The organism is Evtepia gabavorous (assembly GCF_003425665.1).
In the GTDB taxonomy this organism is placed as follows: Bacteria; Bacillota; Clostridia; order Oscillospirales; family Oscillospiraceae; genus Evtepia; species Evtepia gabavorous.
In genome coordinates this window covers 146,892-171,808 of record NZ_QQRQ01000002.1, presented here as the reverse complement: position 1 = coordinate 171,808, position 24,917 = coordinate 146,892, and the positions used below count along the sequence as shown (strand labels likewise).

Annotated in this window: 25 protein-coding genes; 5 read left to right on the top strand and 20 right to left on the bottom strand. The window is 62.3% G+C overall.

The window, feature by feature from the left end:
• The first annotated feature begins 20 nt into the window (after positions 1-20).
• Both DV520_RS02460 and DV520_RS02455 read left to right on the top strand, forming a co-directional pair.
• On the top strand, positions 21-488 hold the full coding sequence (locus DV520_RS02460; protein ID WP_021919798.1) for a VOC family protein: 468 nt from the start codon (positions 21-23) through the stop codon (positions 486-488).
• A gap of 172 nt (positions 489-660) precedes the next feature.
• Positions 661-981, top strand: a complete 321-nt coding sequence (locus tag DV520_RS02455) for a DUF6442 family protein (RefSeq protein ID WP_021919799.1) — start codon at positions 661-663, stop codon at positions 979-981.
• Between the two features lie 86 nt (positions 982-1,067).
• Here the strand turns inward: DV520_RS02455 and DV520_RS02450 are convergent, their stop codons facing one another.
• From DV520_RS02450 to DV520_RS02415, 8 genes are all read right to left on the bottom strand, one after another.
• Positions 1,068-1,823: a lactate utilization protein gene (locus DV520_RS02450; RefSeq protein ID WP_021919800.1), complete on the bottom strand. Its 756-nt coding sequence runs from the start codon at positions 1,821-1,823 to the stop codon at positions 1,068-1,070.
• The gene (locus tag DV520_RS02445; RefSeq protein ID WP_021919801.1) at positions 1,810-2,706 is read right to left on the bottom strand and encodes an AAA family ATPase; all 897 of its coding nucleotides are present in this window, start codon (positions 2,704-2,706) and stop codon (positions 1,810-1,812) included. Before DV520_RS02445 ends, DV520_RS02450 begins: the two co-directional genes overlap by 14 nt.
• Positions 2,707-2,799: 93 nt before the next feature.
• Positions 2,800-4,014 carry a peptidase U32 family protein gene (locus tag DV520_RS02440; RefSeq protein ID WP_117141690.1) on the bottom strand — a complete coding sequence of 405 codons (1,215 nt, stop codon included), beginning with the start codon at positions 4,012-4,014 and terminating at the stop codon, positions 2,800-2,802.
• A gap of 5 nt (positions 4,015-4,019) precedes the next feature.
• The gene (mltG, locus tag DV520_RS02435; RefSeq protein WP_117141664.1) at positions 4,020-5,123 is read right to left on the bottom strand and encodes an endolytic transglycosylase MltG; all 1,104 of its coding nucleotides are present in this window, start codon (positions 5,121-5,123) and stop codon (positions 4,020-4,022) included.
• A gap of 51 nt (positions 5,124-5,174) precedes the next feature.
• Positions 5,175-5,765, bottom strand: a complete 591-nt coding sequence (locus tag DV520_RS02430; protein WP_117141663.1) for a 5-formyltetrahydrofolate cyclo-ligase — start codon at positions 5,763-5,765, stop codon at positions 5,175-5,177.
• Between the two features lie 3 nt (positions 5,766-5,768).
• Entirely contained in the window at positions 5,769-6,455 is a 687-nt protein-coding gene (locus DV520_RS02425; protein ID WP_021919805.1) for a dTMP kinase, read from the bottom strand.
• Entirely contained in the window at positions 6,452-7,180 is a 729-nt protein-coding gene (locus DV520_RS02420; protein ID WP_117141662.1) for a WecB/TagA/CpsF family glycosyltransferase, read from the bottom strand. Before DV520_RS02420 ends, DV520_RS02425 begins: the two co-directional genes overlap by 4 nt.
• Before the next feature lie 132 nt (positions 7,181-7,312).
• Positions 7,313-8,008: a flavodoxin family protein gene (locus DV520_RS02415; protein WP_117141661.1), complete on the bottom strand. Its 696-nt coding sequence runs from the start codon at positions 8,006-8,008 to the stop codon at positions 7,313-7,315.
• Between the two features lie 170 nt (positions 8,009-8,178).
• Here DV520_RS02415 and DV520_RS02410 point away from each other — a divergent pair, with 170 nt between their 5' ends.
• Together DV520_RS02410 and DV520_RS02405 are read left to right on the top strand one after the other, a co-directional pair.
• A complete protein-coding gene (locus DV520_RS02410; RefSeq protein WP_021919808.1) occupies positions 8,179-8,697 on the top strand; it encodes a GNAT family N-acetyltransferase in 519 nt (172 codons plus the stop codon).
• Entirely contained in the window at positions 8,694-9,440 is a 747-nt protein-coding gene (locus DV520_RS02405) for a M23 family metallopeptidase (RefSeq protein ID WP_165850021.1), read from the top strand. The genes DV520_RS02410 and DV520_RS02405 overlap by 4 nt, the downstream gene beginning before the upstream one ends.
• 52 nt (positions 9,441-9,492) lie before the next feature.
• Here DV520_RS02405 and DV520_RS02400 read toward each other — a convergent pair whose 3' ends face one another.
• Complete coding sequence (locus tag DV520_RS02400; RefSeq protein ID WP_117141659.1) at positions 9,493-10,494, bottom strand: asparaginase; 1,002 nt, start codon at positions 10,492-10,494, stop codon at positions 9,493-9,495.
• 115 nt (positions 10,495-10,609) lie between these two features.
• Positions 10,610-12,217 (bottom strand): MBL fold metallo-hydrolase RNA specificity domain-containing protein, encoded by a 1,608-nt coding sequence (locus DV520_RS02395; protein ID WP_117141658.1) that lies wholly within the window; start codon positions 12,215-12,217, stop codon positions 10,610-10,612.
• 197 nt (positions 12,218-12,414) lie between these two features.
• On the opposite strand from DV520_RS02395, the gene DV520_RS02390 reads away from it, so the two are divergent.
• On the top strand, positions 12,415-12,777 hold the full coding sequence (locus DV520_RS02390) for a VOC family protein (protein WP_117141657.1): 363 nt from the start codon (positions 12,415-12,417) through the stop codon (positions 12,775-12,777).
• A gap of 88 nt (positions 12,778-12,865) precedes the next feature.
• Here DV520_RS02390 and DV520_RS02385 read toward each other — a convergent pair whose 3' ends face one another.
• The 10 genes from DV520_RS02385 to coaE all read right to left on the bottom strand — a co-directional run bounded on the left by DV520_RS02385 (position 12,866) and on the right by coaE (position 24,917).
• The gene (locus DV520_RS02385) at positions 12,866-13,528 is read right to left on the bottom strand and encodes a cell wall hydrolase (protein WP_021919813.1); all 663 of its coding nucleotides are present in this window, start codon (positions 13,526-13,528) and stop codon (positions 12,866-12,868) included.
• A 431-nt stretch (positions 13,529-13,959) separates the two neighbouring features.
• Positions 13,960-14,736: an enoyl-CoA hydratase-related protein gene (locus DV520_RS02380; protein ID WP_021919814.1), complete on the bottom strand. Its 777-nt coding sequence runs from the start codon at positions 14,734-14,736 to the stop codon at positions 13,960-13,962.
• A 53-nt stretch (positions 14,737-14,789) separates the two neighbouring features.
• Positions 14,790-16,070 carry a polysaccharide deacetylase family protein gene (locus tag DV520_RS02375; protein ID WP_117141655.1) on the bottom strand — a complete coding sequence of 427 codons (1,281 nt, stop codon included), beginning with the start codon at positions 16,068-16,070 and terminating at the stop codon, positions 14,790-14,792.
• 4 nt (positions 16,071-16,074) lie between these two features.
• Positions 16,075-16,803 carry a PHP-associated domain-containing protein gene (locus DV520_RS02370; RefSeq protein ID WP_117141654.1) on the bottom strand — a complete coding sequence of 243 codons (729 nt, stop codon included), beginning with the start codon at positions 16,801-16,803 and terminating at the stop codon, positions 16,075-16,077.
• Between the two features lies 1 nt (position 16,804).
• Positions 16,805-17,911, bottom strand: coding sequence for a carboxylate--amine ligase (locus DV520_RS02365; RefSeq protein WP_165850020.1), 1,107 nt, complete (start codon positions 17,909-17,911; stop codon positions 16,805-16,807).
• A 26-nt stretch (positions 17,912-17,937) separates the two neighbouring features.
• The gene (locus DV520_RS02360) at positions 17,938-19,188 is read right to left on the bottom strand and encodes a hypothetical protein (protein ID WP_117141652.1); all 1,251 of its coding nucleotides are present in this window, start codon (positions 19,186-19,188) and stop codon (positions 17,938-17,940) included.
• Positions 19,189-19,353: 165 nt separating this feature from the next.
• A complete protein-coding gene (locus tag DV520_RS02355) occupies positions 19,354-22,011 on the bottom strand; it encodes a DNA translocase FtsK (protein ID WP_021919466.1) in 2,658 nt (885 codons plus the stop codon).
• Between the two features lie 27 nt (positions 22,012-22,038).
• A complete protein-coding gene (locus DV520_RS02350; RefSeq protein WP_117141651.1) occupies positions 22,039-22,881 on the bottom strand; it encodes an undecaprenyl-diphosphate phosphatase in 843 nt (280 codons plus the stop codon).
• 21 nt (positions 22,882-22,902) lie between these two features.
• The gene (locus tag DV520_RS02345; protein WP_117141650.1) at positions 22,903-24,315 is read right to left on the bottom strand and encodes an aminopeptidase; all 1,413 of its coding nucleotides are present in this window, start codon (positions 24,313-24,315) and stop codon (positions 22,903-22,905) included.
• On the bottom strand, positions 24,315-24,917 hold the full coding sequence (gene coaE, locus DV520_RS02340) for a dephospho-CoA kinase (RefSeq protein WP_117141649.1): 603 nt from the start codon (positions 24,915-24,917) through the stop codon (positions 24,315-24,317). The genes DV520_RS02345 and coaE overlap by 1 nt, the downstream gene beginning before the upstream one ends.

The following is a 24,917-nucleotide window of genomic DNA, read 5'->3' as shown; positions in this document are numbered from 1 at the left end:
CACACAGCAGGAGGTACCCTATGAAAGCATTCACCACCGTCCTCTCCGTGGCGGAGATCCACGCAGCCCGGGCCTTTTATGAGGACCTTTTCGGCCTGGAGCTCTACCAGGACTACGGCAGGAATCTCACCTTTACCTGCGGGCTCTCCCTTCAGCAGGACTTCCACTGGCTGACGGGACTCTCCCGGGCGCAGATTCACCCCCAGCCCAACAACATGGAGCTGGCCTTTGAAACGGAGGACCTGGATGGATTCCTCCAAAAGCTGCGGGCCTATCCCCACCTGCAAACCCTGGGCGGGGTGGTGGAACATCCCTGGGGCCAGCGGGTGATCCGGTTCTACGACCTGGACGGCCACCTCATCGAGGTGGGAGAGTCCATGAAACTGGTCATCCGCCGCTTCCAGGCCGCCGGTATGACGCCGGAGGAGATCGCCCGGAAAATGGATGTCTCTCTCAAAGACCTGGACATCCTGCTCAGCGCTCCCTGAGCGCAATTTTCTGGGCCCGTAGCCCCCTCCGTTTCCGCTCCACGGCCTCCCCTGCCGCCCACGCCTGGCTTCCCGTATTCTGCACAGAAAACTTCGCAAAATAGGTTGACAAGTTTACTTGGTATGCTATAATAGGTATACCAAGTAAACTTGTCAAAACGGAGGTCCTCCCATGAACCGAGATGAAATTCTTACGAAAAGCCGGGCAGAAAATGTGATGGAGGATGAGCGCGGCAGGCTTACCAAATTGGAAAGCGCCAGGTTCTCCCACTGTGTCTTTCTCATTCTCTATTGCCTCTTAAAACTCTTTGTTCCCCTGGACGATATCGGGGACTACGCCTTGAGCCTTCTCTTTTTCGGCAGTGTCTTTTCTCAGTTTGTCTACTATGCAGTCAAGCAAAAGAGCATAAGTTTTGGCATCTTTTCCGCCATCTGCGCATTTTTCACCCTCACTGCCCTCTTCTCCCTTCTCTCCGCCCTGGGGCTGCCCTGACCGCTGGCCCCCACCCAACGCAAACACCGGCCAACCAGCCGGTGTTTGCGTTTCCTATTTCTATGGAAGCGCCAAAAGCACGCCCCTCAAAAGCCCAGGCTCTCCCCAATCAGGATCACATGGTAATCCGACCGCATGGGCTTTTTGTGTAGGATGGTGGTGACATTGCAGATGCGGTTGGGCGCATCGCAGCTGGGACAGCGCCCCGTTTTGACGCAGGCGCAGGCCCGATCATACTTCAGGTTGTTCATGGGGGCCGCCACAAAGGCAATCCGCTCCCGGGCCGCCCGCTCGTCAGGGACCAGCTTATTGATTCCCGCCACCACAACAATCCGGTCGGGCCCATAGATGCCCCCCACCACCCGGCTGCCCACGCCATCCACATTGACGATCTCTCCTGTCATGGTGATGGCGTTGGCCCCCAGGAGGAAGACATCCGCCGTGAGGTAGGCGGCCAAAATCCGTCGGGCCTCCTCCCGGGTGGGGGCCCGGTAATGGCCGGGGGGATTGCAGTCATAGCTGGTGCCGGTGAGGGCCGCCATACTGGGGATGGCCTGACAGCCCTTGGCCGCCAGTTTCTCATCTAAGTCCAAGGCATAGATCGTGTGGGAGTCCCCCACCCCCACCACAGCCCCGTCCGGGATCAGGGAGAGGAGCAGGGCAGCCGCCTCCCCCCGGCTGGCCGCGTAATGGGCGGCAAAGCCGTTCTTCTCCAGGCTTCGCACTGCGGCCGCCCCCTTGCTGGCGTAAAACCTTCTCTGAATCTCCTCCACGTCGTGGGCGGAATCCCGCAGGCGGACCTTCCATCCCCTGAGGCATTGTTCCAGTTCATCGCGTTTCATGGTTCTCCTCCTTATCGTCCTCCCACTCCCCCTGATGGGCCCGGAAAAACGCGGCCCAGGTCTGCATCGCCGGCAGTTCCCGCCAAGGGCGGCGGCAGGGGGGCTGGGCATCCAAATCATAAACCGCGGCCCCTTTGAGGGCCAGCAGGAAGGGAGAGTGGGTGGCAATGACCAGCTGGCAGCGGTAAAACCGGGCGGAGTCCTCCAAAAACCTCGCCAGCGCCTGTTGGTAGTCCGCAGAGAGGCTGTTCTCCGGTTCATCCAGCAGATAAAGCCGCCCTTCCGTCACCCGGCTGGTGAAATATGCCAGGGCGGTCTCCCCATTGGATTTGCCCCGCAGCTCTCCCCCCAGCTCCTGGCGCACAAAGGCTGAGCCCGTGTTCCGCTGGGCGGAGATGACCTTTTTCAAGTGTCCATAGTCGTCCAGGGAGCGCAGCTGAAAGCCCTGGGACCGAAGGTCCTTGTATTCCCGCAGCAGGGCTTGCCGATCCAGGTCGATGCCCTCATTGAGGCTCCGCAGGTCCAGAAGGTCGTCGAACACGTCGTCGCTGGTGAGCACCGCGCTGCCCGCCGGCATCTGGCGCTCCCCCTCCCACTGGCAGAGGTCCACAAAATTCTGGAAAAACGCCGCCCGGTTATAGACACTCCGCCGCTCCAACCCCAGTGCGTCCCCCATCAGGTTGAGCAAGGTGGTTTTCCCAGACCCGTTGCCGCCATAGAGGATGGTGATGGGTTCCATCTCCAGACGGGTTTCCTCCCACGCCCCAAAGACGCCAAAAGGGTAAACATTCTGGTAACAAGTCCTGCGGTTGACCGCTTTTCCCAGCGCAAACTCCTGGTCGGTCTTGGACGGCAAAGTAAAACTGGATAGATACCGCTTCATTTCCCGCTCCCTTCTTCTCCCTTTGGAAAAACCCACCGCCGGCGAGGCGCGCTGCGCCTGGCCAGGGGTGGGTTTTGTGTCTGTTCGGCCCGATTACGAGTTCTCCCGGCAGGCCCGCAGGAACGAGTGGGGCGGGGCGTAACAGGGCAGCTGAATCTGAAATTTCATCTGCGGATGCCGGGGCTCTTCCAGGGGAGCGCCGGTCTCGTCCGCCATCATGGGGGCCGTAAAAGCCACCGGCCGCACATCGGGCCCCACCAGCTCAATGGCGTCCCCCTGGGCAAACTTGTTCCGCAGGGAGGCGGTGGCCAGGCCCGTCTGGTCACAGGATACGACCTCCGCCACCACCTGCCAGTCCCGGATATACCGGGCGTCCTGGGTGAATTGGCCGGGCTGGCCGTAGAAAAAGCCCGTGGAGTAGTGCCGGTGGCTGACCTTCTCCACCTCCGCCCGCCAGACGGGGTCCAGGGGGCGCCCTGCCAGCACGTCGTCAATGCAGTGCCGGTAGGCCCCGGTGACAATGGCCGCGTAATAGGCCGACTTGGCTCGGCCCTCAATCTTCACCGAGTCCACCCCCGCCGCGATCAGGTCAGGCAGGTGGTCAATCATGCACATGTCCCGGGAGTTCATAATGTAGGTGCCCTTTTCATCCTCATAGACGGGAAAGTACTCCCCCGGACGCTTCTCCTCCACCAGGGCATACTGGTACCGGCAGGGCTGGGCGCAGGCCCCCCGGTTGGCGTCCCGCCCCGTCATGTAGTTGGACAGCAGGCACCGGCCCGAGTAGGACACGCACATGGCGCCATGGGCAAAGGTCTCGATCTCCAGGGACGCCGGGGTCTTGGCCCGGATTTCCGCGATCTCCTCCAAGGTCAGCTCCCGGGCCAGGATCACCCGGTCGGCCCCCAAATCGTGCCAGGCCCGGGCCGCCTGATAGCTCACAATGCTGGCCTGGGTGCTGATGTGAATCTTAACCGACGGGGCATACCGCTTGGCCAGGGCCAGCACCCCCACATCAGCCAGGATCACGGCGGTGACGCCGCAGTCCTCCAGCCACGCCAGCCACTGGGGCAGCCGGTCCACCTCCTGGTTTCGGGGCATGGTGTTGCAGGTCACGTGGAGGGCCACCCCCCGGCGGCGGCACAGGTCCGCCGCCCGGCGGAGCTCCTCCGGGGAAAAGTTTCCCGCGAAGGAGCGCATGCCGAAGGTGTCCCCCGCCAGATAGACTGCGTCCGCCCCATAGGCCACGGCCATCTCCAGCCGCTCCCAGTCCCCCGCGGGGGACAGCAATTCCAGCTTTCTCTCCATGGCCATCAGCTGTTCAGGAAGGCCTGGTGCTCACTGTACGAGGTGAAGAAGTGGTGGACCCCATCATCTCCCAGGGCGTAATAGTAATAATTGGTGCTCTCGGGGTTCAGCGCCGCCATAATGGACTCCAGGCCGGGGTTGGCAATGGGGCCGGGGGGAAGTCCCTTGTTCAGGTAGGTGTTATAGGGGCTTTCCACCGTGTAATAGTCTTCTTCCGAGACAATTTCCCCCTCCGGCAGCACGTACTGGATGGTGGCATCAATGTTCAGGTGTCCCGTTGTCCCCGCGCCGGGGTTGTTCAGACGGTTGTAGATGACCGAGGCGATGGTGGTCCGGTCCGTGCCGTCGGTCTCCTTTTCGATCATGGAGGCCACCGTGAGGAGCTCCTGGATGGTGTACCCCTTGTCCGCAATCTTCTGCCGCATGCTGTCATCCACCTTGCTGTCAAAGTTCACCAGCATCTTATTGATAACATACTTGGGGTCCTCCCCCATGTAGAAGTTGTAGGTGTCCGGGAAGAGATAGCCTTCCAGACGGTTGGGGTCTCCCAGGGGGATGTCCTCCAGGAAGGAGAAGGCATAGTCGTGGTTGGCCGCCATGTCGTTGAGCTTCTCCACGGTGGAGACCCCCTCCTTCTCCAGCAGCTCAAAGATCTGCCGGACGGTGAGACCCTCCTGAATGGTAACCGACACCTCTACCCGGCTGGAGGAGCCAGACCCCAAGCTGTTCAAAATGGCCCGGTAGTCCATGTCCGTGTCCACCAAGTAGCTGCCCTGGGCAATCTTGTCGCTTCCCCCCGACAGGGCGGAGAAGAGGCGGAAGAGGCCCTTATATTTGATGATATCATTGTCCTTCAGCTGGTCCACCACACTGCCAAAGTCATTCTCGTCGTCCACCACGATGGTGGCGGTGACCTTGTCTTTGTTCAGCGCCAGCATGTCGTTGGCCAGAGACCAGCCCACCGCAGCCAAAACAATGGAAACCGCGCAGACCATCACAATATAGAGCATGGAGTTGGACAGAGGGGACCGCTTATTCCGCCGTCTCCGCTGGGGCGCGGGTCGTCGTTCCGGCTCTTCCGGGCGTCGTCTTCTGGTATCTCGTTCCATATGCTACCTCCTCAGGGCGGGGCCATGGGCCAGCCCCGCGGGTTTCTTTGTTTATTTAGCGGATGTTCCCATGGGCCAGACCTGGCCCTCCTCGGTGAGAACAAAGCGCACCCAGGCGTCCAGGGGCTCCCGGGGCAGGTTGACCTGGAAAAAGTCCTCCCGGCACAAGCCGATGGTCACCCCGTCATAGTCTTCCAGATAGCGATCATAGTAGCCCCCGCCCTGCCCCAGGCGGCTGCCCCGGCTGTCAAAGCACAGGCCGGGCACTAAAATCAGGTCCAGCTTCTCCCGCTCCACCACCGGGCAGGTGTCCTTGGGGGCGGGGATGGCATACCGGTCGGGGGCCAGGTCCTCCAGGCTGGTGATGGCCCGGGCCTCCATCTGGTTTTCCGGCAGGCACTTGGGCAGGCAAACGGTCTTGCCCTGGTCCAGCAGGGTCTGGATGAGCCCCTCGGTCCGAATTTCGTGCCCCACACCGTAGTAGAGCATCACCGTCTGGGCCTGGGCCAGCTTGGGGTGGTCCAAAAACCGCTGGATGAGCTCTCCGTCCGACCAGGCTCTCTCCTGGTCGCTGAGCTCCGCCAGCGCCTGCCGCATCTGTCCCCGAAGAATCTGTTTCACCTTAGAAACTTCTGTTCCCATCGTTTATCTCTCCTTTGTCTCCAGCAGGGGGCGCACCGCCTGCCAGATATCCTGGTGAATCTCGTCAATCCGCCGGAGCCGTCCCTCCTGATCCAGGCAGGGAATCTTGGTCCAGCCATATCGCTCGGCCGCCTCCAGGGCGGCCTGCCGGCAGGTGGCCAGATAGGCGCTGTCGGTCTCATGGATGTCCCCCTGTGTGTGGGTGTCCCTCTCCCGCTGGCGGAGCATGTCCACCGCCCGCTCCGTGGGCATGTCCAGGTAGAGCACCAGGTCCGGTTCCGGCAGGCCCAGCCGGCCATATTCAAAGTCAAACAGCCACTGGAAGAACGCCGGCCGCTCCTCCGGGGGGACCTTGCTGGACTGATGGACCGCGTTGGAGGTGGTGTACCGGTCCGCCAGCACCAGCCCCCCTGCCTCGTAGTACCCCTGCCATACCTTCTTCCAGGAGGCATACCGGTCCACCGCGTAGAAGCTGGAGGCCGCGTAGGCGTTCACATCGCCGGGCTTTCGCCCAAACTCTCCGTTGAGATACATCCGCAGCAGGGCGGAGGACTCCTCCTGATACTGGGGAAACACCAGCCGCTGAAAGGCAATGCCCTCGTGCTCTGCCCGGCGGCACAGCCGGGCAAACTGGGTGGACTTGCCCGAGCCATCGGTGCCCTCAATGACAATCAAGCGCCCCCGCTTCATGGCTTTCCCCGCTTTCCCTTTTCCCGGGCGGCCTCCAGCAGAAACAGGGGGAGCTTGGCCATCCGGCCCAGCCGGCTGGGCTGATGGAGCAGGCGGTAACACCACTCCAGCCCCAGCTTCTGCCAGATTTCCGGCGCCCGTTTCACATGGCCGGCATACACATCCAGCACACCGCCCAGCCCCACCATCAGGTGGGCCCCCGTCTCCGGGCCGTACTGGGCCATCCACCGCTCCTGCTTGGGCGCCCCCAGGCAGACAAAGACCACGTCCGCCCGGGCGGCCCGAATCTGGTCCACCACCGGGCCGTCCGTCTGGAAGTATCCGTCATGGGTGCCGCAGAGGAGAAGGTCCGGGTACCGCTTTTTCAGGTTTTCCCCCGCCTGCTCCGCCACGCCGGGCTTGGCCCCCAGCAGAAACAGGCGCAGCCCGCTCCGGGCCAGTCTCTCCACCAGGGCGGAGGCGAAGTCGATCCCTGGCACCCGCCCCTTCAGGGGGGTACCCAGAATCTTCGCCGCGTGGACCACGCCGATCCCGTCAGGCAGAACCAAGCCGGCCCCGTTGAGAATCTCCCGATACGTCTCCGTCTGACGGGCCATCGCTACAATTTCCGGGTTGGGGGTTACCACATAGGAAAAGCCCGGCCCTGCCGCCAGTGCCTCCCCGGCGGCCACCGCCTCTTCCAGGGTGACATCGTCAAAGGTCACCCCCATAATTTCTTTTCGCACCGTTTCGCATCTCCATTGTCATACTTCCCCGCCAGAGGGCGAGAATTGCATATAATCCGTGTTATTGTAACACGAATCCATCCATTTGTCCATCATTAGGCGCAAGGACCTCCCCTCTCGCCCCCGGCAGAGTCAGGCTTTCCTCCAGGGACGGGCGCGCCCTGTCCAGCCTTTTTCCCGCCAGTATACCTGGTCTGCTTCGTTCCAGCCCCGCTTCTGCATCCACCGAATTAGGGTAAAAAACGCCTTTGTCCGCAGGCCGGGCCGCACCTTTCCCACCCCACGCTCCACCCGTTTGGCCAGGGTAGACAGCTCCCGCGCCATCCGGTCTTTCCGCGCCTGGCTGACCTGCTCCCAGGAGACTGCCCGGACATTTCTGCCATACCGGTGAATCTTGGCAATCCCCCAGAAGAAGGCGCTGTCTGCCAGGTCCTGGTTGGTGCGCCGCGTTCCGGCCCCCGCCGCAGTGGACAGGCACACCGCCTGCTTGAAAAACATCCCCTCCTGGGGGCGGTGGACCATCCACCGGTAACCGTAGTGGTCCAGCAGCGCCTTCATCGGGCCGGTGACGTGGTAAACATAGACCGGGCTGGCCAGGACGATGACATCCGCAGCATCCAACGCCTCTGTAATCGGCCGGAGCTGGTCAGCGTGGGGGCACAGCTGTTCCGACTTGGAAAAGCACTGGCTGCACCCCACGCAGAAAGCGCCAAAATCCCGGGGGAGGAAAAACTCCGTCACCTCTCCCCCCAGTTTGTCGCAAAAGAGCTTTGCCAGATGATAGGTGGAGCCCTTATGGCTCTGTCCATGGAGCACGACAATTCGCATATTCTGCTGACCTCCCTGCTGGATTGATTGCCTCAGTGTAGCACATCCCCGCCGGAGCATCAAGTCAAAGTCTCACCTTCCCCTCTGAAAACCAACCACCCCGCCATTGAAAAAGGTCCTCCGGGATGCTACAATGAACAACAATCAAACCGAGAGAAAGGATGGACCCCATGTTTCGACAAGCTACCCTAAGCGATCTGGAGCAAATTGCCGCCATTTACGACCACATCCACACCGAAGAGGAGGCCGGACGGGCCACCGTGGGCTGGGTCCGGGGGGTCTATCCCACCCGGCAGACCGCCCTGGACGCCATCCAGGCGGGGGATATGTTCGTGGCCGAGGAAAACGGCCGCCTGGTGGCCACCGCCAAGATCAACCAGGAGCAGGTCCCCGAGTACGCCGAGGCCGCCTGGACCCAGGACGCCCCCCCGGAACAGGTCATGGTACTCCACACCCTGGTGGTGGACCCCCAGGCCAAGGGGCGGGGCTACGGCTCCCGCTTCGTGGACTTTTATGAGTCCTATGCCCTGGAACACGGCTGCCGCTACCTCCGCATGGACACCAACGAGCGCAACGCCAGCGCCCGGGCCCTCTATCGCAATTTGGGCTATCGGGAGGTTTCCATCGTCCCCTGCGCCTTCAACGGCATTCCCGGGGTCCAGCTGGTCTGCCTGGAAAAGACCCTGTGACCCTCTTTCAGCGGTGGGCCGTCTTCTTCCGTCAGCTCCACGGCATTGTCGCGGCCACCAACCGGTATCACGGGACCCTTCCTGCCCCGGAGACATTCCATACGACGGTGTCCTACCGGCTCCCTTTCCAGGGCAGCTGGACCGTCCTCAACGGCGGGATCACCCAGGCTACCTCCCACACCTGGGAGCTTCCCAGCCAGCGGTATGCCTACGACTTTCTCATCGCAGACGCCCAGGGGAACTCCTTTCAGGGGCCGGAGGAGCGCCTCTCCTCCTTCTACTGCTATGGACAGCCCATCCTCTCCCCCGCCCACGGGATCGTAATCGCCGCAGTGGATGGCGCCCCGGACAGCCCGGTCTGTTCCCCGCGAAAGGCAGTATGCGCCGCCAAAGACCTCCGGGGCAACTATCTGCTTCTCCAGCACAGTCCCCGGGAGTATTCCCTCCTGGCCCATCTGAAACCCGGCAGCCTCTTGGTCCGGCAGGGGGAATCGGTCCGCCAGGGACAGCCTGTCGCCGCCTGCGGAAACTCGGGCAACAGTTCAGAGCCCCATCTCCATTTCCAGCTCCAGGACACCCCCGATTTCTACACTTCTGCCGGGCTGCCCATCCCCTTTTCCTCCCTCCGGACCGCTCCCGCCCCCAACTACCACCGCCTGGACCCCCGCCCCCATGGGGCGGAGACCACGCCGCCTCCCTATCTTACCCGGGGGCAGCAGGTGTCCCCCCTCCCGCCGCCATAGACCCCAGCACAGGCAAAGAAAATGTCCCCGGTCTTTCTGACCGGGGACGTTGCTATTCTGGCCGGCTGAGGATGTCCTGTGCCACAGGGGTGTAAAAGAGGGCCGCCACCGCTCTGCTGTCCCGGGTCTGGGCCAGGGCCCACATGAGCTTGGCCACAGCGGCCTCAATGGTCATGTCATAGGACTCCAGCACCCCCAGGTCCCGCTTGAGGCGGTGACCCACATTGTACACCGCCAGGTCGCTGCCCTCGTTCTGCACCTGGGTGGTCACCACCACGATCTTTCCCTGGTCCACCGCCTGGCGGATCAGGTCATAAAACTGCCCCTGGTCCCCCGCCGGGACGCCGCCCACGCCGAAACTCTCCACCAAAACCCCATCGCTCTCCGCCAGGGCAAAGGCCAGATAGGCCGGCGACAGGCCGGGGATCAGCTTCACCAGGGAAACCCGCTGGTTCAAGGCGTGGAAAAACCGGGGGGCCGGGCCGGCCGGGGGCAGGATGTACGGCACCAGACGCCCCTCCTGCACCACCCCCAGGACAGGGTAGTTGATGCTGGAGAAGGCGCCAAAGCTCTTGGAATAGGTCTTCCGGGCCCGGGTTCCCAGGATCACCGCCCCGCCGAACACCACTGTCACCCCGGGTAGCCGCCCGTCACAGGCCACAGTAAAACTGTCCAGCAGGTTGGTCTTGGAGTCGGTGATGTCCATGTGAATGGGCTTCTGGCTGCCTGTGAGGACAATGGGCTTGGGGCTGTCCTGAATGAGGTAGCTCAGGGCTGCGGCAGTATAGGCCAAGGTATCCGTCCCATGGCAGATCACAAAGCCGTCATAGGTCTCATAATGGGTCTCCACCGCCTGGGCAATGGCCAGCCAGTGGCTGGGGGTCATATTGGTGGAGTCAATGTTGCACACCTGGAGGCAGTCCACCTGGCAAAGCTTTTCCACGGAGGGAATATACTGCAAAAACTCCGCCCCTGACATCCCGGGGACCAGCCCCGCCTCGGTCATCTCCGAAGCGATGGTTCCACCGGTGCCAATCATTAGAATCTGTTTCATCTCTCTTCCTTTCTCTTGGGGACCTCCCCGTCCTCTGCCCGGCAAACCCGCCGGGATACACAGACGGACCGTCCACCCAAAGGGAACGGCCCGTCTGTCCAAACACTGCGCCCGCTCAGGCGTCCTTCCATTTCTCTGTAACTGCCCTGAGCTGTGCTGCCATCTTCTTCAGGTCCTTGTTGGCGCCGCCCTTGCTGGCCCGGATGATGGACAGCAGATCCATGGCGGCCAGCTCCAGCTCGTGGTACGCCGTGGAGGGCCGGCCGGTGGAGGCAAAGCTGGTCTTCTTGGGGGCGATCTCCACCCCGGCGGCCAGCATCACGTTTCTGGCCAGGTCAAAGACCTCCTCATACAAAGGCGCGTGAGCCGGCAGGCCCTTCTCCCGCAAGGTGTTGGCAAAAATCTCTGTCACCTGGGCATCCCCGTGGACCACAAAAATCTGCTGGGGCGCCGGGTCCTTCACCTGGTCAATCCACTGGAGCAGGTGGTCCCGGTCGGCATGAGAGGAAAGACCCTGGAAATTATAGATGGAGGCGTTGACCGCAATCTCCTCCCCAAAGAGGCGGACCTGCTTGGCCCCCTCCAGCAGGTGGCGGCCCAAAGTCCCCTCTCCCTGGTAGCCCACAAAGACAATGGCACACTCCTCCCGCCACAGGTTGTGCTTCAAGTGGTGACGAATCCGCCCGGCGTCGCACATGCCGGAGGCGGAGATGATGACCTTCGAGCTCTTATCCAGGTTGAGCAGCTTGGACTCCTCGCTGCTCTCGGTCATCATGAGGCCGGGGAAGGTGAACAGGCGCTCCCCTTCCTTCACCACCTCCAGGGCCTCCTCGTCCAGGTAGCCCCGCAGGTCCCCGGAGAAGATCTTCGTGGCCTCGTTGGCCAGGGGGGAGTCCACGCAGACGGTGAAGTCCGGGTTGCTCTTTACCAGCCCCTCCTTCTTCATCTCCCGCATGAAATACAGCAGCTCCTGGGTGCGCCCCACAGCGAAGGAGGGAATGATCACATTGCCCCCCTTGGAAAACGTGTCGTCGATGATCTTGGCCAGCTCCGCTGTATAGGACGCCACCGGTGCATGATTCCGGTCGCCGTAGGTGCTCTCCATGACCACATAGTCAGCTCCATGGACCCAGGAAGGGTCCCGGATGATCGGCTGGTTGACGTTGCCAATGTCCCCGGAGAAGACGATCTTCTTCTCCACGCCGCCCTCCTCCATCCACATCTCCACGCTGGCAGAGCCCAGCAGGTGTCCCGCATCCACAAAGCGGATCTTGACCCCTTCAAAGAGTTCTATGATCTGTCCATACTCCGCGGTGACCAAATGCTCGGCCACTTGGGCCGCATCGGCCACAGTATAAAGGGGCTCCACCGGGGGCCGGCCCGCCCGCTTTCCCTTTTGGTTTTTCCACTGGGCATCCTGCTCCTGAATGTGGGCCGAGTCCTGAAGCATCACCGACAGCAGCTGGCCGGTGAGACGTGTGGTAAAAATCTGCCCTTGAAACCCCTCTTTGATCAGCAACGGAATCCGCCCCGAGTGGTCAATGTGGGCATGGGTGACAATCACATAGTCGATATAGTTGGGGGAAAAATCAAACACGGCATTGTCCCGCTCATCCCGGCCCTGCTGCAGGCCGCAGTCAATGAGAATCTTCTTCCCCCGCACCTCTACACAGTGGCAGCTGCCGGTGACGGCTTTGGCCGCGCCGAAAAAGGTCAGTTTCATGGGTTACCCTCCCTTTGGATCGTGATTCTATGGCTCCCCTTCCGCCGAAGGGGGAATCTCCTTCATAGTTGCCCTTATCATACCCCATTTTCCCCCTTTTGCATAGGGGAATTTCCCCTTTTTCAAAAAATTTGCCCTGGGCGCGAGCCTGTGCTACAATGAAAAAGAATCTATCTTACGCAAGGAGGGACCTTCCCATGCCCACACTGAGCCATGCCTGCGTCCGGGTTCTGGACTTGGCGCGCAGCGTCGCCTTTTACCGGGAGACCCTGGGACTCACGCCCCAGCGGGAGCTGACCATGGAGGACCGGGGCTGGCACCTGGTCTTCCTGGGCGACGGCGTCACCCCGTTCCAGCTGGAGCTCTGCCGGGAGCTCCAGCGGACCGAGCCCTACCGCCTGGGGGATGACACCCCCCATGTGGCCCTCGTGTCCCAGGACTTCCAGGGCCTGAAGGCCAAGCACCAAGCCATGGGGCTGATCTTTGATGAACTGGCCAACGGCATCTACTTCATCCAAGACCCCGACGGCCACATCCTGGAGATTCTTCCTCCAGACTGATCCCCCCGCTGTTCCAAGATACAAGCCCCCTGGAGGAATCCAGGGGGCTTGTATCTTGTCGTTATGAATTTGTCATTTCTTGTAACTTTTAGCCGTAGCAGAAATAGCTGGTGCTGGCATACCATCCGCTGTTGAAGTAGACGGACTTCCACACGCCCTTACCCTGGGAGAAGTTGGCCTGGTAGAGCACGTTGCTGGGCATCTCCACCTGGCCCATCATGGCCGCCTTCACAGAATCCTCACAGATGCCATAATAGTAGGTACCATTCTTACTGTCCGTGGCCTGGATGGCGTTGGCCGCCTCCACTGTGGCATACTTGGTGGAATACTGGCCGGGCTGGGTGATGACCCCCTTCACCGTGTCGGGGAACCGGCTGTCCTCCACCCGGTTGAGCACCACCTGGGCCACATACTGCCGCAGCTGCTCCGTGGTGTGGCCCGCCTCATGGAAGACGGTGGTGGTCAGGATGCGGATATCTTCGTCGCTGTACTGGGCCAGCTTCTGATAGCCCGCAATGGCCTTCTGCGCCTCGTTCCAGGTGCTTTTGGCCGCCTGCACATAGGCGCTGCTGTCGGAATACCCCTTCTTGCGCAGGGACTCGGCCGTCTGATGGGCCTGGTCCTGGATGGTGCGCTGCTCCTGAATCGCAGCCATGCATTCGGTATAGTTGCTGTCCGCAGCAAAGGCCATAGGGACCATGGTCACGGTCAGCGCCATACACAGTAGGGTTGCAATCAAAAACTTTTTCATCATAAACTCCTGTCGTCACGGAAAGCACCCCCGCCGCCGCTCTTCAAGCGCCCGTGTCCGGCGGCGCTCCGGCGTGCTCTCCTGGCTTCTTCGTGCTGCCGGGTCCTTCTCTCTCTCGGCCCCGGCGGCGCTTGCAGGGGGCATTATACACGAAGGCCGCCCCCCTTGGCAAATTCCCGGAATCGGAGGAAACCGGTAAAAATCCGCCGCCGCTTTAGCAGGATTGTCCAAATTTTTGTTTCTAATTGTTACCCATTTTTATACTCTTTGTCACTGCTTCGTTTATTTTTGTAACCAATTTGTTAATTTTAAGACACGATTTCGTTACCATTCACAAAAATAAGGACCGATCCCTGGGGGATCGGTCCAAAATTTTTCAAAAAGTCCTTGATTCTCAAGGGGTTCCAAATTGGGCAACTTTTTTTCTGCCCTTAAAAATCCTGAAAACGCGGGGGCCGGCGGGCCAAAAACGCCTCCATTCCCTCCTGTTTATCCCGGGTGGCGAAGGCCAGGCCCAGCAAATCCTTCTCCCGCTCCGCGCCGTTTTTCAGGTCAATTTCCTGGCTGGAATTGATGGCGGTCTTGGCCAGAAAAACGGCATAGCTGGCCCGGGAGGCAATCTTCTTTCCCAGGGCCCGGCAGGTCTCCATCAATTCGTCCCGGGGCACCACATGGTTGGCCAGCCCCAGGCGGTAGGCCTCCTGGGCGTCAATCTGGTCCCCGGTGAAGATCAGCTCCTTGGCCCGTCCCACTCCGATGATCCGCGCCAGACGCTGGGTGCCGCCGCCGCCGGGAATGATGCCCAAGGTGACCTCGGGCAGGGCGAACCGGGCGTGGTCGGCAGCAATGCGAAGGTCACAGGCCAGGGTCAGCTCACAGCCGCCCCCCAGGGCAAACCCGTTGACCGCAGCAATGGTCACCTGCCGCATGGACTCCAGCAGGTTTGCCGCCTCATGGCACAGCCCCGACAGGCGGCGGCCCGCCACGGCGTCCTCGTGGACCATCTGGGCAATGTCTGCCCCCGCGGCAAAGGCCTTCTCCCCTGCCCCGGTGAGGATAACCACCTTAACCTGGTCCATGGCCTCCACCTGCCGCAGGGTGGCAATGATCTCCCGATAGACCTGACTGTTCAGGGCGTTCAGGCTTTTGGGGCGGTCAATGGTGACCACCGCCAGTTCTTCCTCCAGGCTCAGCTTGATAAACTCCATTGCGATCCCTCCTGTCACGTTCCGTCTTTCTGTCTCCGCCCCGGCCCTGCGGCTCACTCCCGAAAGGCCTCGTAGACCTGCCGGCGGGTAAAGCCCTTGGCCGGGGCAAAATATGCGCTGGGCAGGCTGCTCACCGCCCCATCCGGGTCCATGGCGTACTTCAGAATCCCCTGCTCGGCGCACCAGTCCATGGCGCCCCAGTTGGCGTGCTGGGCTGTGCCGGTCTCCCGGATTTTCTGAATCCGGCGGTCAATGGCCTCCCCCCGGGGGGCCAGCAGCATCGCCAGTTCCCCCCAGGTCATAGGGGCGTCCAGCCGCAGCCGGTTGTCTGAGTAGACAATCCCCCGGGTCTTCTGGAGGCGGACCAGCTTTTCAAAGCCGGGGTCTTCCCGGCCCACATCGGCAAAGGGGCTGTACTCCATGAGCCGCTGGACGGTGACCACCTGATAACCATACTTCTTCAGCAGCTCCAGCTGCTTTTTTAAGCCAAAGGCCACCGGGGTCCGGCGGCACATGTTGTAGCCGTCTTTCTGGAAAATGATTTGACCGGCCAATCCGTCGGGGTCCGCCTCCAGCACCTTCCGCATGGGGTCCACCATGGCCTCCACCTCCGCCCGCAGGCTCTCCTGGGCCGAGCCGTGGTGCAGCGGCAGCCAACCCGCCCCGTCAAAGGCAGCGGCCAGATAGAGGTATCCCATCTGGTCATAGGCATCGTAGCTGGTAAAGCCCCCCTCGATCTTATCCACATAGTGGGGCGGGCGGGCCATGGTCATCTCATAACCGTAGGTCTCCTTCAGCAGGGTGTGCAGACGGGTCAGGTCGGACACCACCTGGTCCAAGCCGTGGAAATGGTCCCGTTTGCCGTAGACAAAGGGCTTTTTCCCAAACAGGACGTGGCGGTACCCGTGGTTGGTCACCTGGTGCCCCTCGTCCAGCATCCGGCGGAGCAGCCGCTGGTTGTGCACCGCGCCGCCCCGCTCGTCCTGGTTGATGTCCGGGTAGTGGTCATACCGCACGCCGCCCCAGTCCGCCTGGCCGCTTTTGCCAGCTGTGTCAGGATAGTTTTCACTGGTGTCCCCCACCACGTCGAAGGTGCCCTGGGCTCCATACTCCCCCAGCGTGTCCAGGAGGATGTCGGTCAGGGCCTTTCCGTCAAATTTATCGGGGCTGGAGGGCAGGTCCATGGGACCATCGTCGAAGGTCATGGCCACCACCCGCTCCCTGGTCTTCACCCGTTCTATCCGCCGGGTGTAGCTCACATGGTGCTTCTCCTCAGGCAAGAACTTCTTGACAACGCGCTTGCCCGCCTTTCCCACTTTTACGATTAAGGACATGCCATTATTCTCCTTTCCTCCGCGTTCTTCTGAGATCCTCCCAGGCACATTTCAGGGCGAACGCCGCCCACCTTCCATAGCGCAGAGGGGGGGCATGGGTCTTTTTCAACTTGGTATATTGGCTCCGGGCAACGCAGAGGGAGGAGCCTTCCTCCCCGGTAATCCAGCCCTTTCCGTCCAGGAGCGCCGTCCGAATGGCGGGGAGGGTCCTGTCCGCAGCCTCCACGGTGATGGTCCCGTTGCCAATCTCCTGGGCCAGATGGGCATCGCTTCCCGCTGTGGGGATCAGCCCATAGTCCTTGGCAAAGGCCGCGGCCTGGGCGTTGGCCTGGGGATTCTTCCGGTTGGCCCGGCCATTCCAGGTCTCCATCCCATCCAGATAGGGAACCAGAGGCACCAGTTTCCCCTCCTCCTTCCGGTGCTGAAAGGGATGGGCCAGCACCGTCAGTCCCCCCAGCCGGCGGACGGCCTGGGTGGTCTCCTCCCAGGTGGTATAGACCATGGGCTGGCGGACAAACAGGCCCAGAAGGTGGCCGTGTTCCGTGGAGAACTCCACCCCCGGAATCAGCAGAACGCCGTCCACCTCCGTGGGCCCTGTGTAGACCACGTCGTGGTCACAGACCGCCACCCCGTGCAGCCCTCTGGCCCGGGCGGCGGCGGCAATCTCCTCCACCGTCATCCGTCCGTCCGGGGAGGCCTGGGAGTGGAGGTGCAAATCCAGTGTCAGTCTCATATCATCTGCCTTTCAGGCTGTTGCGGAGGTAGGCCCGATAGGCCCCCTTGTCGTCCTTGCGGTACAGGGCCTCCGGGGTGCGGAAGAAGTCCGCCACCCCAGCCAGGGCCCGCCGCCAGTCCCCCTGCCGGAGATAGCCCAGGGTGGCCGCGCCATCATGGAAAAGGTAGCGCATCTTCACCCCCACTTGGTAGTCCTCCGGCATGTAGGAGAGGGTCTCCCCCTGGGCCGCCCGGGCATACAGGGCGGTAAAGGGGCTGCCGCAGCAGGTGCTCATGGGAAAGCTCCCCCACACCCGTGGGTTCACCTCCAGCACCCGTCCCCCCTTGAACTCCACCATGGCCATGCCCACAAAGCCAAAGGAGGCCAGCAGCTGGTAGGCCTGACGGATCATGGTCTCCTCATAAAAGCTGACGCAGCAGGTGGACGGTCCCCCCGTAACCGGATACTCCCGCAGCCGCCGGTGGCAGAAGGCGCACACCAGCCGGCTGCTTTGATCCAGAAGCAGGTTGACCCCCTCTCCCGGCCCCTCTACCTTTTCCTGCACAATGGGGGACGGGTCATAGCGGCGCATGGCCGCGTACTGCCGGGCATACTCGCCTGGGTCCCGGGCGATCTGATACCGGTCCCTGGCCTTAAGGCCCGCCTTCTCCCCGCAGTGGGGCTTGATGACCACGGGAAACCGGTCGGGCATTTCGTCATATTCCCGGGGGACTGGAAGCCCCAGTTCCACCGCCCGCCGGTGGACGGTCTCCTTGTCGTTCAGGGCATCCAGCACCGGCTGCGGCGCCACCAGAAAGTCCGCCGCCCGGGCCAGCTCCTCCCGCCGGCTGCTGACCAGGTTGAGGGTGTCCGCCCCGGTACAGAAGAGAACAGGGTGGTCATAGGCCTCCAGCAGCTCCCGCAGGCGGGTGCCGTAGTCCGCCTCCCGGCAGGAGCCGGGAATCCACCGGGTCTCCGCGGCAAAGCGGGAGACAAAGGAGGCCGGCGTGACAGTGGCCTCTGCCCGGGTCTGGGTCACAACCACCCGAAAGCCCGCCTCTCCCAGCGCCCGGACCGCGGCCAGGGAGGCGCGGTATTTTCCGTCTGTAACGACTGCGGTTTTCAAAGGCTCTCCTCCTTTTTCCGGCGGCCTCAGCCCATGCCCCGGCCGTATTGTTCAAAGGCCTCCTGAAGCAGGTAGCTGTATCCGCTGACCATGGTCTCCTCCCTGGGCCGGGCGGCAGGCAGCGCGGCCTCCCGGGTGGGCCGGGAGAGGAGGAGGTCCAGCAGTTCCTCAAAAAACTCCCCCTTGCACAGATGCGCCACCCCCACAGTGACATTCTCCAGCCAGAACAGGCCGGTGACATCCAGGCCGGTCTGGTCCTCAAACCGGGAGAGAAGGTAGACCCCCCGGGGCAAATCCTGGGACAGCGGGCGGCGGAGAACGGTGTAGTAAACCTCCCCCTGCCACCGGTGGAACACATCCCACACACTCCGGGGGGCGCAGCGGCTGTACAGCTCCCGGAGGAGCCGGCGGCCGCTCTGTCTGCCCAGCCGCAGCCAGCGAAGTTCCCCGGTCTCCGTGCGGTCGGTCAAGGCCCGGCCCGCCCCCCGGCTGAGGTAGGGGGCGCGGCTGGGTTCGTCAAAAAAGCCATCCGCCAGGTCCTGGAACAGCCTCCCCAGGGCGGGTAGGCGTTCCTCATCAATCTGGGCGGAGACCGGCTTCAAGATTTCCAGCAGATCATCGGCGCGCATGTGGCGGCTTCCCTCCGGCGTCTTGCCGTCGCTGGCCACCAGGCTGAAAAGGATCTCCCGAATGGCCTGCACACTGCGGAAATAGGCCGCAATGGTGGCACACAGCCGGGACTTCTCCCCGTCGCTGCGCCGGCCAAAATACCAGTCAAAACACTCCAGCTCCCGTCCGGCGTTTCGGCCCAGCAGCTGGAGAATCCGTCCCACCGGATTGGCGTCAAACTTGCTGTCGCCAAAAAAATAGCTGGCGTTCTGGCTGACGCGGACGGGGAAGCTCTCGCACCAGGCCAGCTCTCTCCGTTCCAGCTTGTTCTGAAAATCCCGGTTCAAAAAACGGACCCGAATCTCACCATCGGGTCCTTCCCGTTCCACAAAATAGAGATCACTGCGCTGGGGCGGGTCGTAGAAATCCTCATACCACTTAAATAAAAGGTAAAAGCTGTCCTCCTGGTACCCCGCAGCCACCCAGGCCATAGTTGTCCATGCTTCGCGGATGGGTGTTCCTTTTCCGGCATATTTGTCAAACAGCCAGGCGATCCTGGGGTGGGACAGTATGTCGTGGTACATCCAACAGATCCTGTGCTGATCGGTATCAACCATAAGGTCCTCAAAGGAGCCCCGGTCCAGATAGATCGGATCGTCAAAGCACATGGTACAGACCTCATCTTTGCAAGTACTAAACAGAGTATATAGAACATTATAGCAGTTATCCCTTTTTTTTCAATCGGTAGGGCATGCTTTTCTTCCAAAAAATCAACTTTTTCCCCAGGCATTCCGCCAAAAGCGCCGTGAACCTGCCTGGTTCACGGCGCTTGGTCATTCCTCATAGTGGGGCGGGACGGGATCAAAGGTTAGGATTTCCTCCTCCACAGGGGGAGCCGCCTCCGGGGGCGTGGGGTCTCCGCCGCTCTGCATCTGGACCCACTGGTCCTTGGTGATGAGAATCTGCCGGGGCTTGGAGCCCTCAGAGGGTCCCACGATCCCCTTCTCCTCCATCTGGTCCATCAGACGGGCCGCCCGGGCATAGCCCAGCTTCAGCCGGCGCTGGAGCAGGGAGACCGAAGCCTGTCCCAGGTCCAAAATCACATCCACACCGGCGGGGAAGAGCTCATCCTGCTCCTCCTCCCCCGCCTCGCCGGCGGGGAAGGCGCCGCCGGCGGACTTGCCTTTTTTCTCCGATTCGGTGACGTGCTGCTCGATCTGCGCCATCACCTCATCGTCATACTCGGCAGCGGCATTCTGCTTGACGCTGTCCACCACCGCCGCCACCTCCTCATCAGAGATGAAGCAGCCCTGGACCCGCAGAGGCTTGCCGGAACCCAGGGGAAACCAGAGCATATCCCCCTTGCCCACCAGCTTTTCCGCCCCGGTGTTGTCCAGGATGATCCGAGACTCCAGGGAGGAGGCCACCGCGAAGGCGATCCGGGAGGGGATGTTGGCCTTCATCAGGCCGGTGATGACGTCCGCCGAGGGGCGCTGGGTGGCAATGACCAGGTGCATGCCGGCGGCACGGCCCATCTGAGCCACCCGGCAGATGGACTCCTCCACCTCCTTGGCCGCCACCAGCATCAGGTCGGCCAGCTCGTCAATGACGATGACCACCTTGGGCATGGTGTCCACCCCCTCCTGTCCCTTGGCCCACTGGTTGTAGGAGGAGAGCTCCCGCACCCCGGCCTCCGCAAACAGGCGGTACCGCTTCATCATCTCCGTCACCGCCCATTGGAGGGCGCCGGCGGCCTTCTTGGGGTCGGTCACCACAGGGATCAGCAGATGGGGGATGCCGTTGTATCCCCCCAGCTCCACCATCTTGGGGTCCACCATAATCAGGCGGAGTTCCTCCGGGGTGGATTTATAGAGCATACTGATGAGCAGGGAGTTAATGCACACCGACTTACCAGACCCTGTGGTGCCGGCAATGAGCATGTGGGGCAGCTTGGAGCAGTCCCCCACGATATAGTTGCCGCCGATGTCCTTGCCCACGGAGAAGGCCACACTGGACTTGTGCCGGCGGAAAGCCGGGGAATCCAGCACCTCCCGAATGGGTACCGGGATGACAACTTTGTTGGGCACCTCAATGCCCACCACAGAGATTTTCCCCGGCACTGGGGCAATCCGCACGCTGGAGACCCCCAGCGCCAGGGCCACATCGTCAGAGAGGTTGGTGAGCTTATTCAGCCGTACCCCCTGTTCCAGCGCCACCTCATACCGGGTCACTGAGGGCCCCTGCACCGCCCCGGTCACATGGCCGTCAATGCCGAAGGAGTTGAGCACGCTGGACAGCCGGTCCAGGGTCCCCTCCAGTTCCTCATGGGCCGCCCGGGCACTGTCGCCGCTGGGCTGGGTCAGCAGGTCCAGAGAGGGATAGACATAAGCTCTGGGGGCGTCCTCCTCCAGGCTCCGGGCAATGGTCTGGGTGACCTCCTGGGCCTCCTTCTCAATGGCCGCCTGGCGTTGGGCCCGTGTCGGGGGCTTTGGCTCCCCGGGGGGCTGCCATACCGGCGCGTCCTCCGCCAGCTTCCAGGCCGGCGCTTCCGCCTCCTGGGTCAGCTCTTCCAAAACCTCATCCGGCCGCTTTACATGGCTTTCCGGCTGGAAAAGGGGGGGCTTTTCCTCCTCTTCCCGCAGCACCTGCGCCGCGGCGGGCGCCGCCGGGGCCGGCTTTTTCCCCTTCTCCTGGGGCGGGGTGCCGGTTCGCTGCTTGGCGGCGGGCAGGTCATCCAAGGGCAGGTCAGGCGCCCGTTTCCGCCGGTTGATGGGCCAAAAACCGCCCTGAGAGAGGGGGGCTTCCCTCTGCGCTTCCTCCCTTGGATCGCCGTAGTCCTCGTAGTCCTCCTCCTCATAGTAGGCCTCGTCCTCATAGCGCCGCTGTGCCCGGTGCTCCCGCAGACGGCTCAGTGCCCGCAAAACCTTCGGCGGGGTCAGATGGCCCGCGCCCGCCAGCAGTGCCAGAAAGGCCAGGGCAAAGATCACCCCTGCCCCCACCCGGCTGAAGCCCATGGTGCCAAACACCGCCAGCCCGCCGCTGATCACACCGCCGCCAAAGCCATAGACCCCATCGTTCCAGAGCCGGCTTGCCAGATCAATCCCCAGGGAAGGCTGCCGGGGCGAGAGCAGCACATGGAGGAACGCACCGCCCACCACCGGCAGCAGGCCCAGGCACCAGAGCCGCAGGGTAGCCCGCCTTTCCCGCCGAAGCAGCAGCAGGCCCGCCGCCCAGAACAGCGCCAGGGCGGTCAGCCAAAAGCCATAGCCAACGAGGCCGCGGATGCCGCGGCACAGCAGATCGGGGACCACCGCGTGTATGCCAACCATTCCCAGCACCACCATAAGGGCCAGGAAGAGGCACACCGCCGCGCCAATCCCCCGGGCCATCAGGTCCGGAACATAGGCCGGGGGCTTTTTCCGGGTGCCGTTGGGCTTTTTCCCCGTGGTCTGTTTTTTCGTGTTTGCCGTTTTCTTTTGCGTGGAAGCCATACTTCCCTCCTTGCTTTGGGTTATGGATCAGCGAAAGATCAGGCTGGCCACCACCGCTGCGGCGCCGATGCCCCAGCAGTAGTAAGCGAAGTTGCCAAACTTGCCTTTGTCAGCCAGCAGATTCACCAAACGAATGGCAAAATAGCCGGACACGGCCGCCACCAGGGTGCCCACAATGTAGGCCGGCAGCAGGGACACGTCAATCCCCTCCCGCACAGCCTCTCCAATGCTCAGAATATTGGCCCCCAGCACCGCTGGGATGGACAGCAGGAAGGAAAACCGCACCGCGAACCGCCGGTGAAACCCCCGCATCATCCCCGCCGAGATGGTGGTCCCCGACCGGGAGAGGCCGGGCACCACCGCCACCGCCTGGCCCACGCCCACCAGCAGAGCATCCAGCATGGTGGCAGACTTGGGCCCCTTCTTGCCCCGGGCCATCCGGTCTGAGAAGAAGAGGATGCAGCCGGTCACCGCCAGGGCGCAGCCCACAAAAATGGTGTTGCCGTACAGCCCTTCCACCTTATCCTTGATGGGCAGGATGACAAACAGGGGAAGGGTAGCCACAATGATCATCAGGATCAGCCGCCCGTTGGGGGGCAGTCGCTTCATCTGCCTCCGTTTCTCCCGGGAGAACACGCAGGCGATGAGATGGAAAAACTCCTTCACCAACGCCACAATGTCCTTCCAGTAGTAGACAAAGACAGCAATCAGGGTGCCCAAATGGAGGAGCACGTCAAAAAACAGGCTCCCCTCCGCGGACACCAGCCCGAAGAAGTTCTGGAACAGAGACAGGTGGCCGGAACTGGAGATGGGCAAAAACTCCGCCACGCCCTGAACCAGCCCCAGGAAAATGGATGAAAGGACACTCAAATGGATCTACCTCTTTCTCTCTCAGTGGGTGTACAGGGCCTTCATGGCCTTGTAGGTCATGTAGCAGTCCAGCTTGGCCGTGGTCTCAAAGGGCGCGTGCATGGAGAGCACGGGCACCCCGGCGTCGATGGTGTCAATGTTTCGGTTGGCCATGTAGCAGGCCACGGTGCCGCCGCCGCCCTGGTCCGTCTTGCCCAGTTCCGCCAGCTGCCAGATCACCTGGTTCTCTTCAAAAATCCGCCGGACCTTTCCCACCACCTCCGCGGAGGCGTCAGAGGCCCCGGACTTGCCCCGGGCCCCCGTGTACTTACTGAGGCAGACACCGTAGTTGAGAAACGCGCTGTTGCGCACCTCATAGGCCTCTGCAAAGTTGGGATCATAGGCCGCTGTCACGTCTGCGGAGAGGCAGAAGGCATTCTCGTAGCAGGCCTTCAGGGCGGCCCCCTGGCTGTCGCACAGATCGCTCATAAAGATATCAAAGGCCGCTGACTGCATACCGGTGACCCCCAGGGAGCCGATCTCCTCCTTGTCCGCCAGCACACATACGCCAGTCAGCCGGGGCGCTCCCTCCAGCTCCAGCAGGGCCTGGAGGCAGGCGTAGGCACACACCCGGTCATCCTGTCCATAGGCGCCGATCACCGAACGGTCCAGGCCGATGTCCACTGCCTTGGCCGCCGGCACCGCCATGAGCTCGGCGGACAGGAAGTCCTCCTCCACCATGCCGTATTTCTCCTGGAGAATCTCCAGCATGGCCAGCTTCACCCGGTCACTCCCCTCTTCGGTGCCAAAGGGGCGGCTGCCCACAAAGAGGTTCAGCTGCTCGGCGGAGACGATGGACCCCATGGTCTTCTTTGCCTGGTCGCCGGCCAGATGGGGCAGCAGGTCTCCCACGGTGAACTGGGGGTCTCCCGGCGCCTCTCCAATGCGCACCGGCACCACGGTGCCGTCCCGGCGCACCACCACTCCGTGGAGGGCCAGGGGAATGGTGGTCCACTGATACTTCTTGATCCCCCCATAATAGTGGGTTTTGCAGTAGGCCATCTCCTTCTCCTCATACAGAGGATTCTGCTTCAGGTCCAGGCGGGGGGAGTCGATGTGGGCCGCCCCGATCACCGCCCCCTGGTTCAGGCTCTCCTGGCCGATCACCGCCAGCAGGAGGGACTTGCCCCGGTTGTTCCGGTACACCTTGTCCCCGGGCCGGAGTTTCTCCCCCCGGACCAGGGGGCGGAACCCGGCGGCTTCCGCCAGGCCGATGGCATAGTCCACGCACTCCCGCTCGGTCTTGCCCTCATCCAAAAAGGTCTTATAGCCGGCGCAATAGGCCTGGATGTCCTCCTCCTCCCCCGGGGCCAGACGGTCATAACCGTTGGTGGGAGCGAAGAAGAGGTCTTTTTTCCGCTGCTGGAGCAGCGTCGGTTCTTTTTTCTCGTCCATTATTTGCTCTCCTCTAACATCTGTTGGAAAAGTGCCCGAGCCCGCTGGGCAAAGGTCTCCACCGTGTCGGTCTCGGTGCTCTCCAAGGTATCATCACAGTGCGCCTGGAACCAGGCACTGGGCTTCTGGGCCGCCACCCGCATCCGGGCATAGTCCTCGGAAATTCCCTCCCGGGCCATGATCCGCTTCACCCGGAGTTCCTCCGGCGCGGTGATGGCCAGGGTACGGTCACAGTAGGCCGCCAGAGGGCTCTCCAGCAGGGCGATGGCGTCAATGCCCACTGCGGGAACCCCCGCCTGACGGGCCGCCGCAATGCGGCGGGCGGTTTCCTGGGCCACATATTTATGGGTGATGGCGTTCAGGTCCGCCAGGGCCTTCTGGTCCTGAAAGACCACCGCGCCCAGCTTCTTCCGGTCCAGGGTTTCCCCGTTGTACACCGGGCCAAACCGGGCCTCCAGCTCCGCCCGCAGGGCGGGAGAGGACCGGGTCAGATCGTGGTACACGGCATCGGCGTCAATGATCTGCCCTCCTAAGCTTCGCAGGGCGTTCAGCGCGGTGGTCTTTCCCGCGCCGGTGGGGCCTGTGATTCCAATGACTTTCAT

Bases quoted from the DNA above. Each gene is read 5' to 3' on its own strand.
- DV520_RS02360 (WP_117141652.1), bottom strand. From the start codon at position 19,188: ATGTGCTTTGACGATCCGATCTATCTGGACCGGGGCTCCTTTGAGGAC.
- DV520_RS02455 (WP_021919799.1), top strand. From the start codon at position 661: ATGAACCGAGATGAAATTCTTACGAAAAGCCGGGCAGAAAATGTGATG.
- DV520_RS02355 (WP_021919466.1), bottom strand. From the start codon at position 22,011: ATGGCTTCCACGCAAAAGAAAACGGCAAACACGAAAAAACAGACCACG.
- DV520_RS02370 (WP_117141654.1), bottom strand. From the start codon at position 16,803: ATGAGACTGACACTGGATTTGCACCTCCACTCCCAGGCCTCCCCGGAC.
- DV520_RS02410 (WP_021919808.1), top strand. From the start codon at position 8,179: ATGTTTCGACAAGCTACCCTAAGCGATCTGGAGCAAATTGCCGCCATT.
- DV520_RS02395 (WP_117141658.1), bottom strand. From the start codon at position 12,217: ATGAAACTGACCTTTTTCGGCGCGGCCAAAGCCGTCACCGGCAGCTGC.
- DV520_RS02425 (WP_021919805.1), bottom strand. From the start codon at position 6,455: ATGAAGCGGGGGCGCTTGATTGTCATTGAGGGCACCGATGGCTCGGGC.
- mltG (WP_117141664.1), bottom strand. From the start codon at position 5,123: ATGGAACGAGATACCAGAAGACGACGCCCGGAAGAGCCGGAACGACGA.
- DV520_RS02375 (WP_117141655.1), bottom strand. From the start codon at position 16,070: ATGTCCTTAATCGTAAAAGTGGGAAAGGCGGGCAAGCGCGTTGTCAAG.
- DV520_RS02450 (WP_021919800.1), bottom strand. From the start codon at position 1,823: ATGAAACGCGATGAACTGGAACAATGCCTCAGGGGATGGAAGGTCCGC.
- DV520_RS02415 (WP_117141661.1), bottom strand. From the start codon at position 8,008: ATGCGAATTGTCGTGCTCCATGGACAGAGCCATAAGGGCTCCACCTAT.
- DV520_RS02400 (WP_117141659.1), bottom strand. From the start codon at position 10,494: ATGAAACAGATTCTAATGATTGGCACCGGTGGAACCATCGCTTCGGAG.
- DV520_RS02430 (WP_117141663.1), bottom strand. From the start codon at position 5,765: ATGGGAACAGAAGTTTCTAAGGTGAAACAGATTCTTCGGGGACAGATG.
- DV520_RS02390 (WP_117141657.1), top strand. From the start codon at position 12,415: ATGCCCACACTGAGCCATGCCTGCGTCCGGGTTCTGGACTTGGCGCGC.
- DV520_RS02345 (WP_117141650.1), bottom strand. From the start codon at position 24,315: ATGGACGAGAAAAAAGAACCGACGCTGCTCCAGCAGCGGAAAAAAGAC.
- DV520_RS02445 (WP_021919801.1), bottom strand. From the start codon at position 2,706: ATGAAGCGGTATCTATCCAGTTTTACTTTGCCGTCCAAGACCGACCAG.
- coaE (WP_117141649.1), bottom strand. From the start codon at position 24,917: ATGAAAGTCATTGGAATCACAGGCCCCACCGGCGCGGGAAAGACCACC.
- DV520_RS02440 (WP_117141690.1), bottom strand. From the start codon at position 4,014: ATGGAGAGAAAGCTGGAATTGCTGTCCCCCGCGGGGGACTGGGAGCGG.
- DV520_RS02380 (WP_021919814.1), bottom strand. From the start codon at position 14,736: ATGGAGTTTATCAAGCTGAGCCTGGAGGAAGAACTGGCGGTGGTCACC.
- DV520_RS02385 (WP_021919813.1), bottom strand. From the start codon at position 13,528: ATGAAAAAGTTTTTGATTGCAACCCTACTGTGTATGGCGCTGACCGTG.
- DV520_RS02460 (WP_021919798.1), top strand. From the start codon at position 21: ATGAAAGCATTCACCACCGTCCTCTCCGTGGCGGAGATCCACGCAGCC.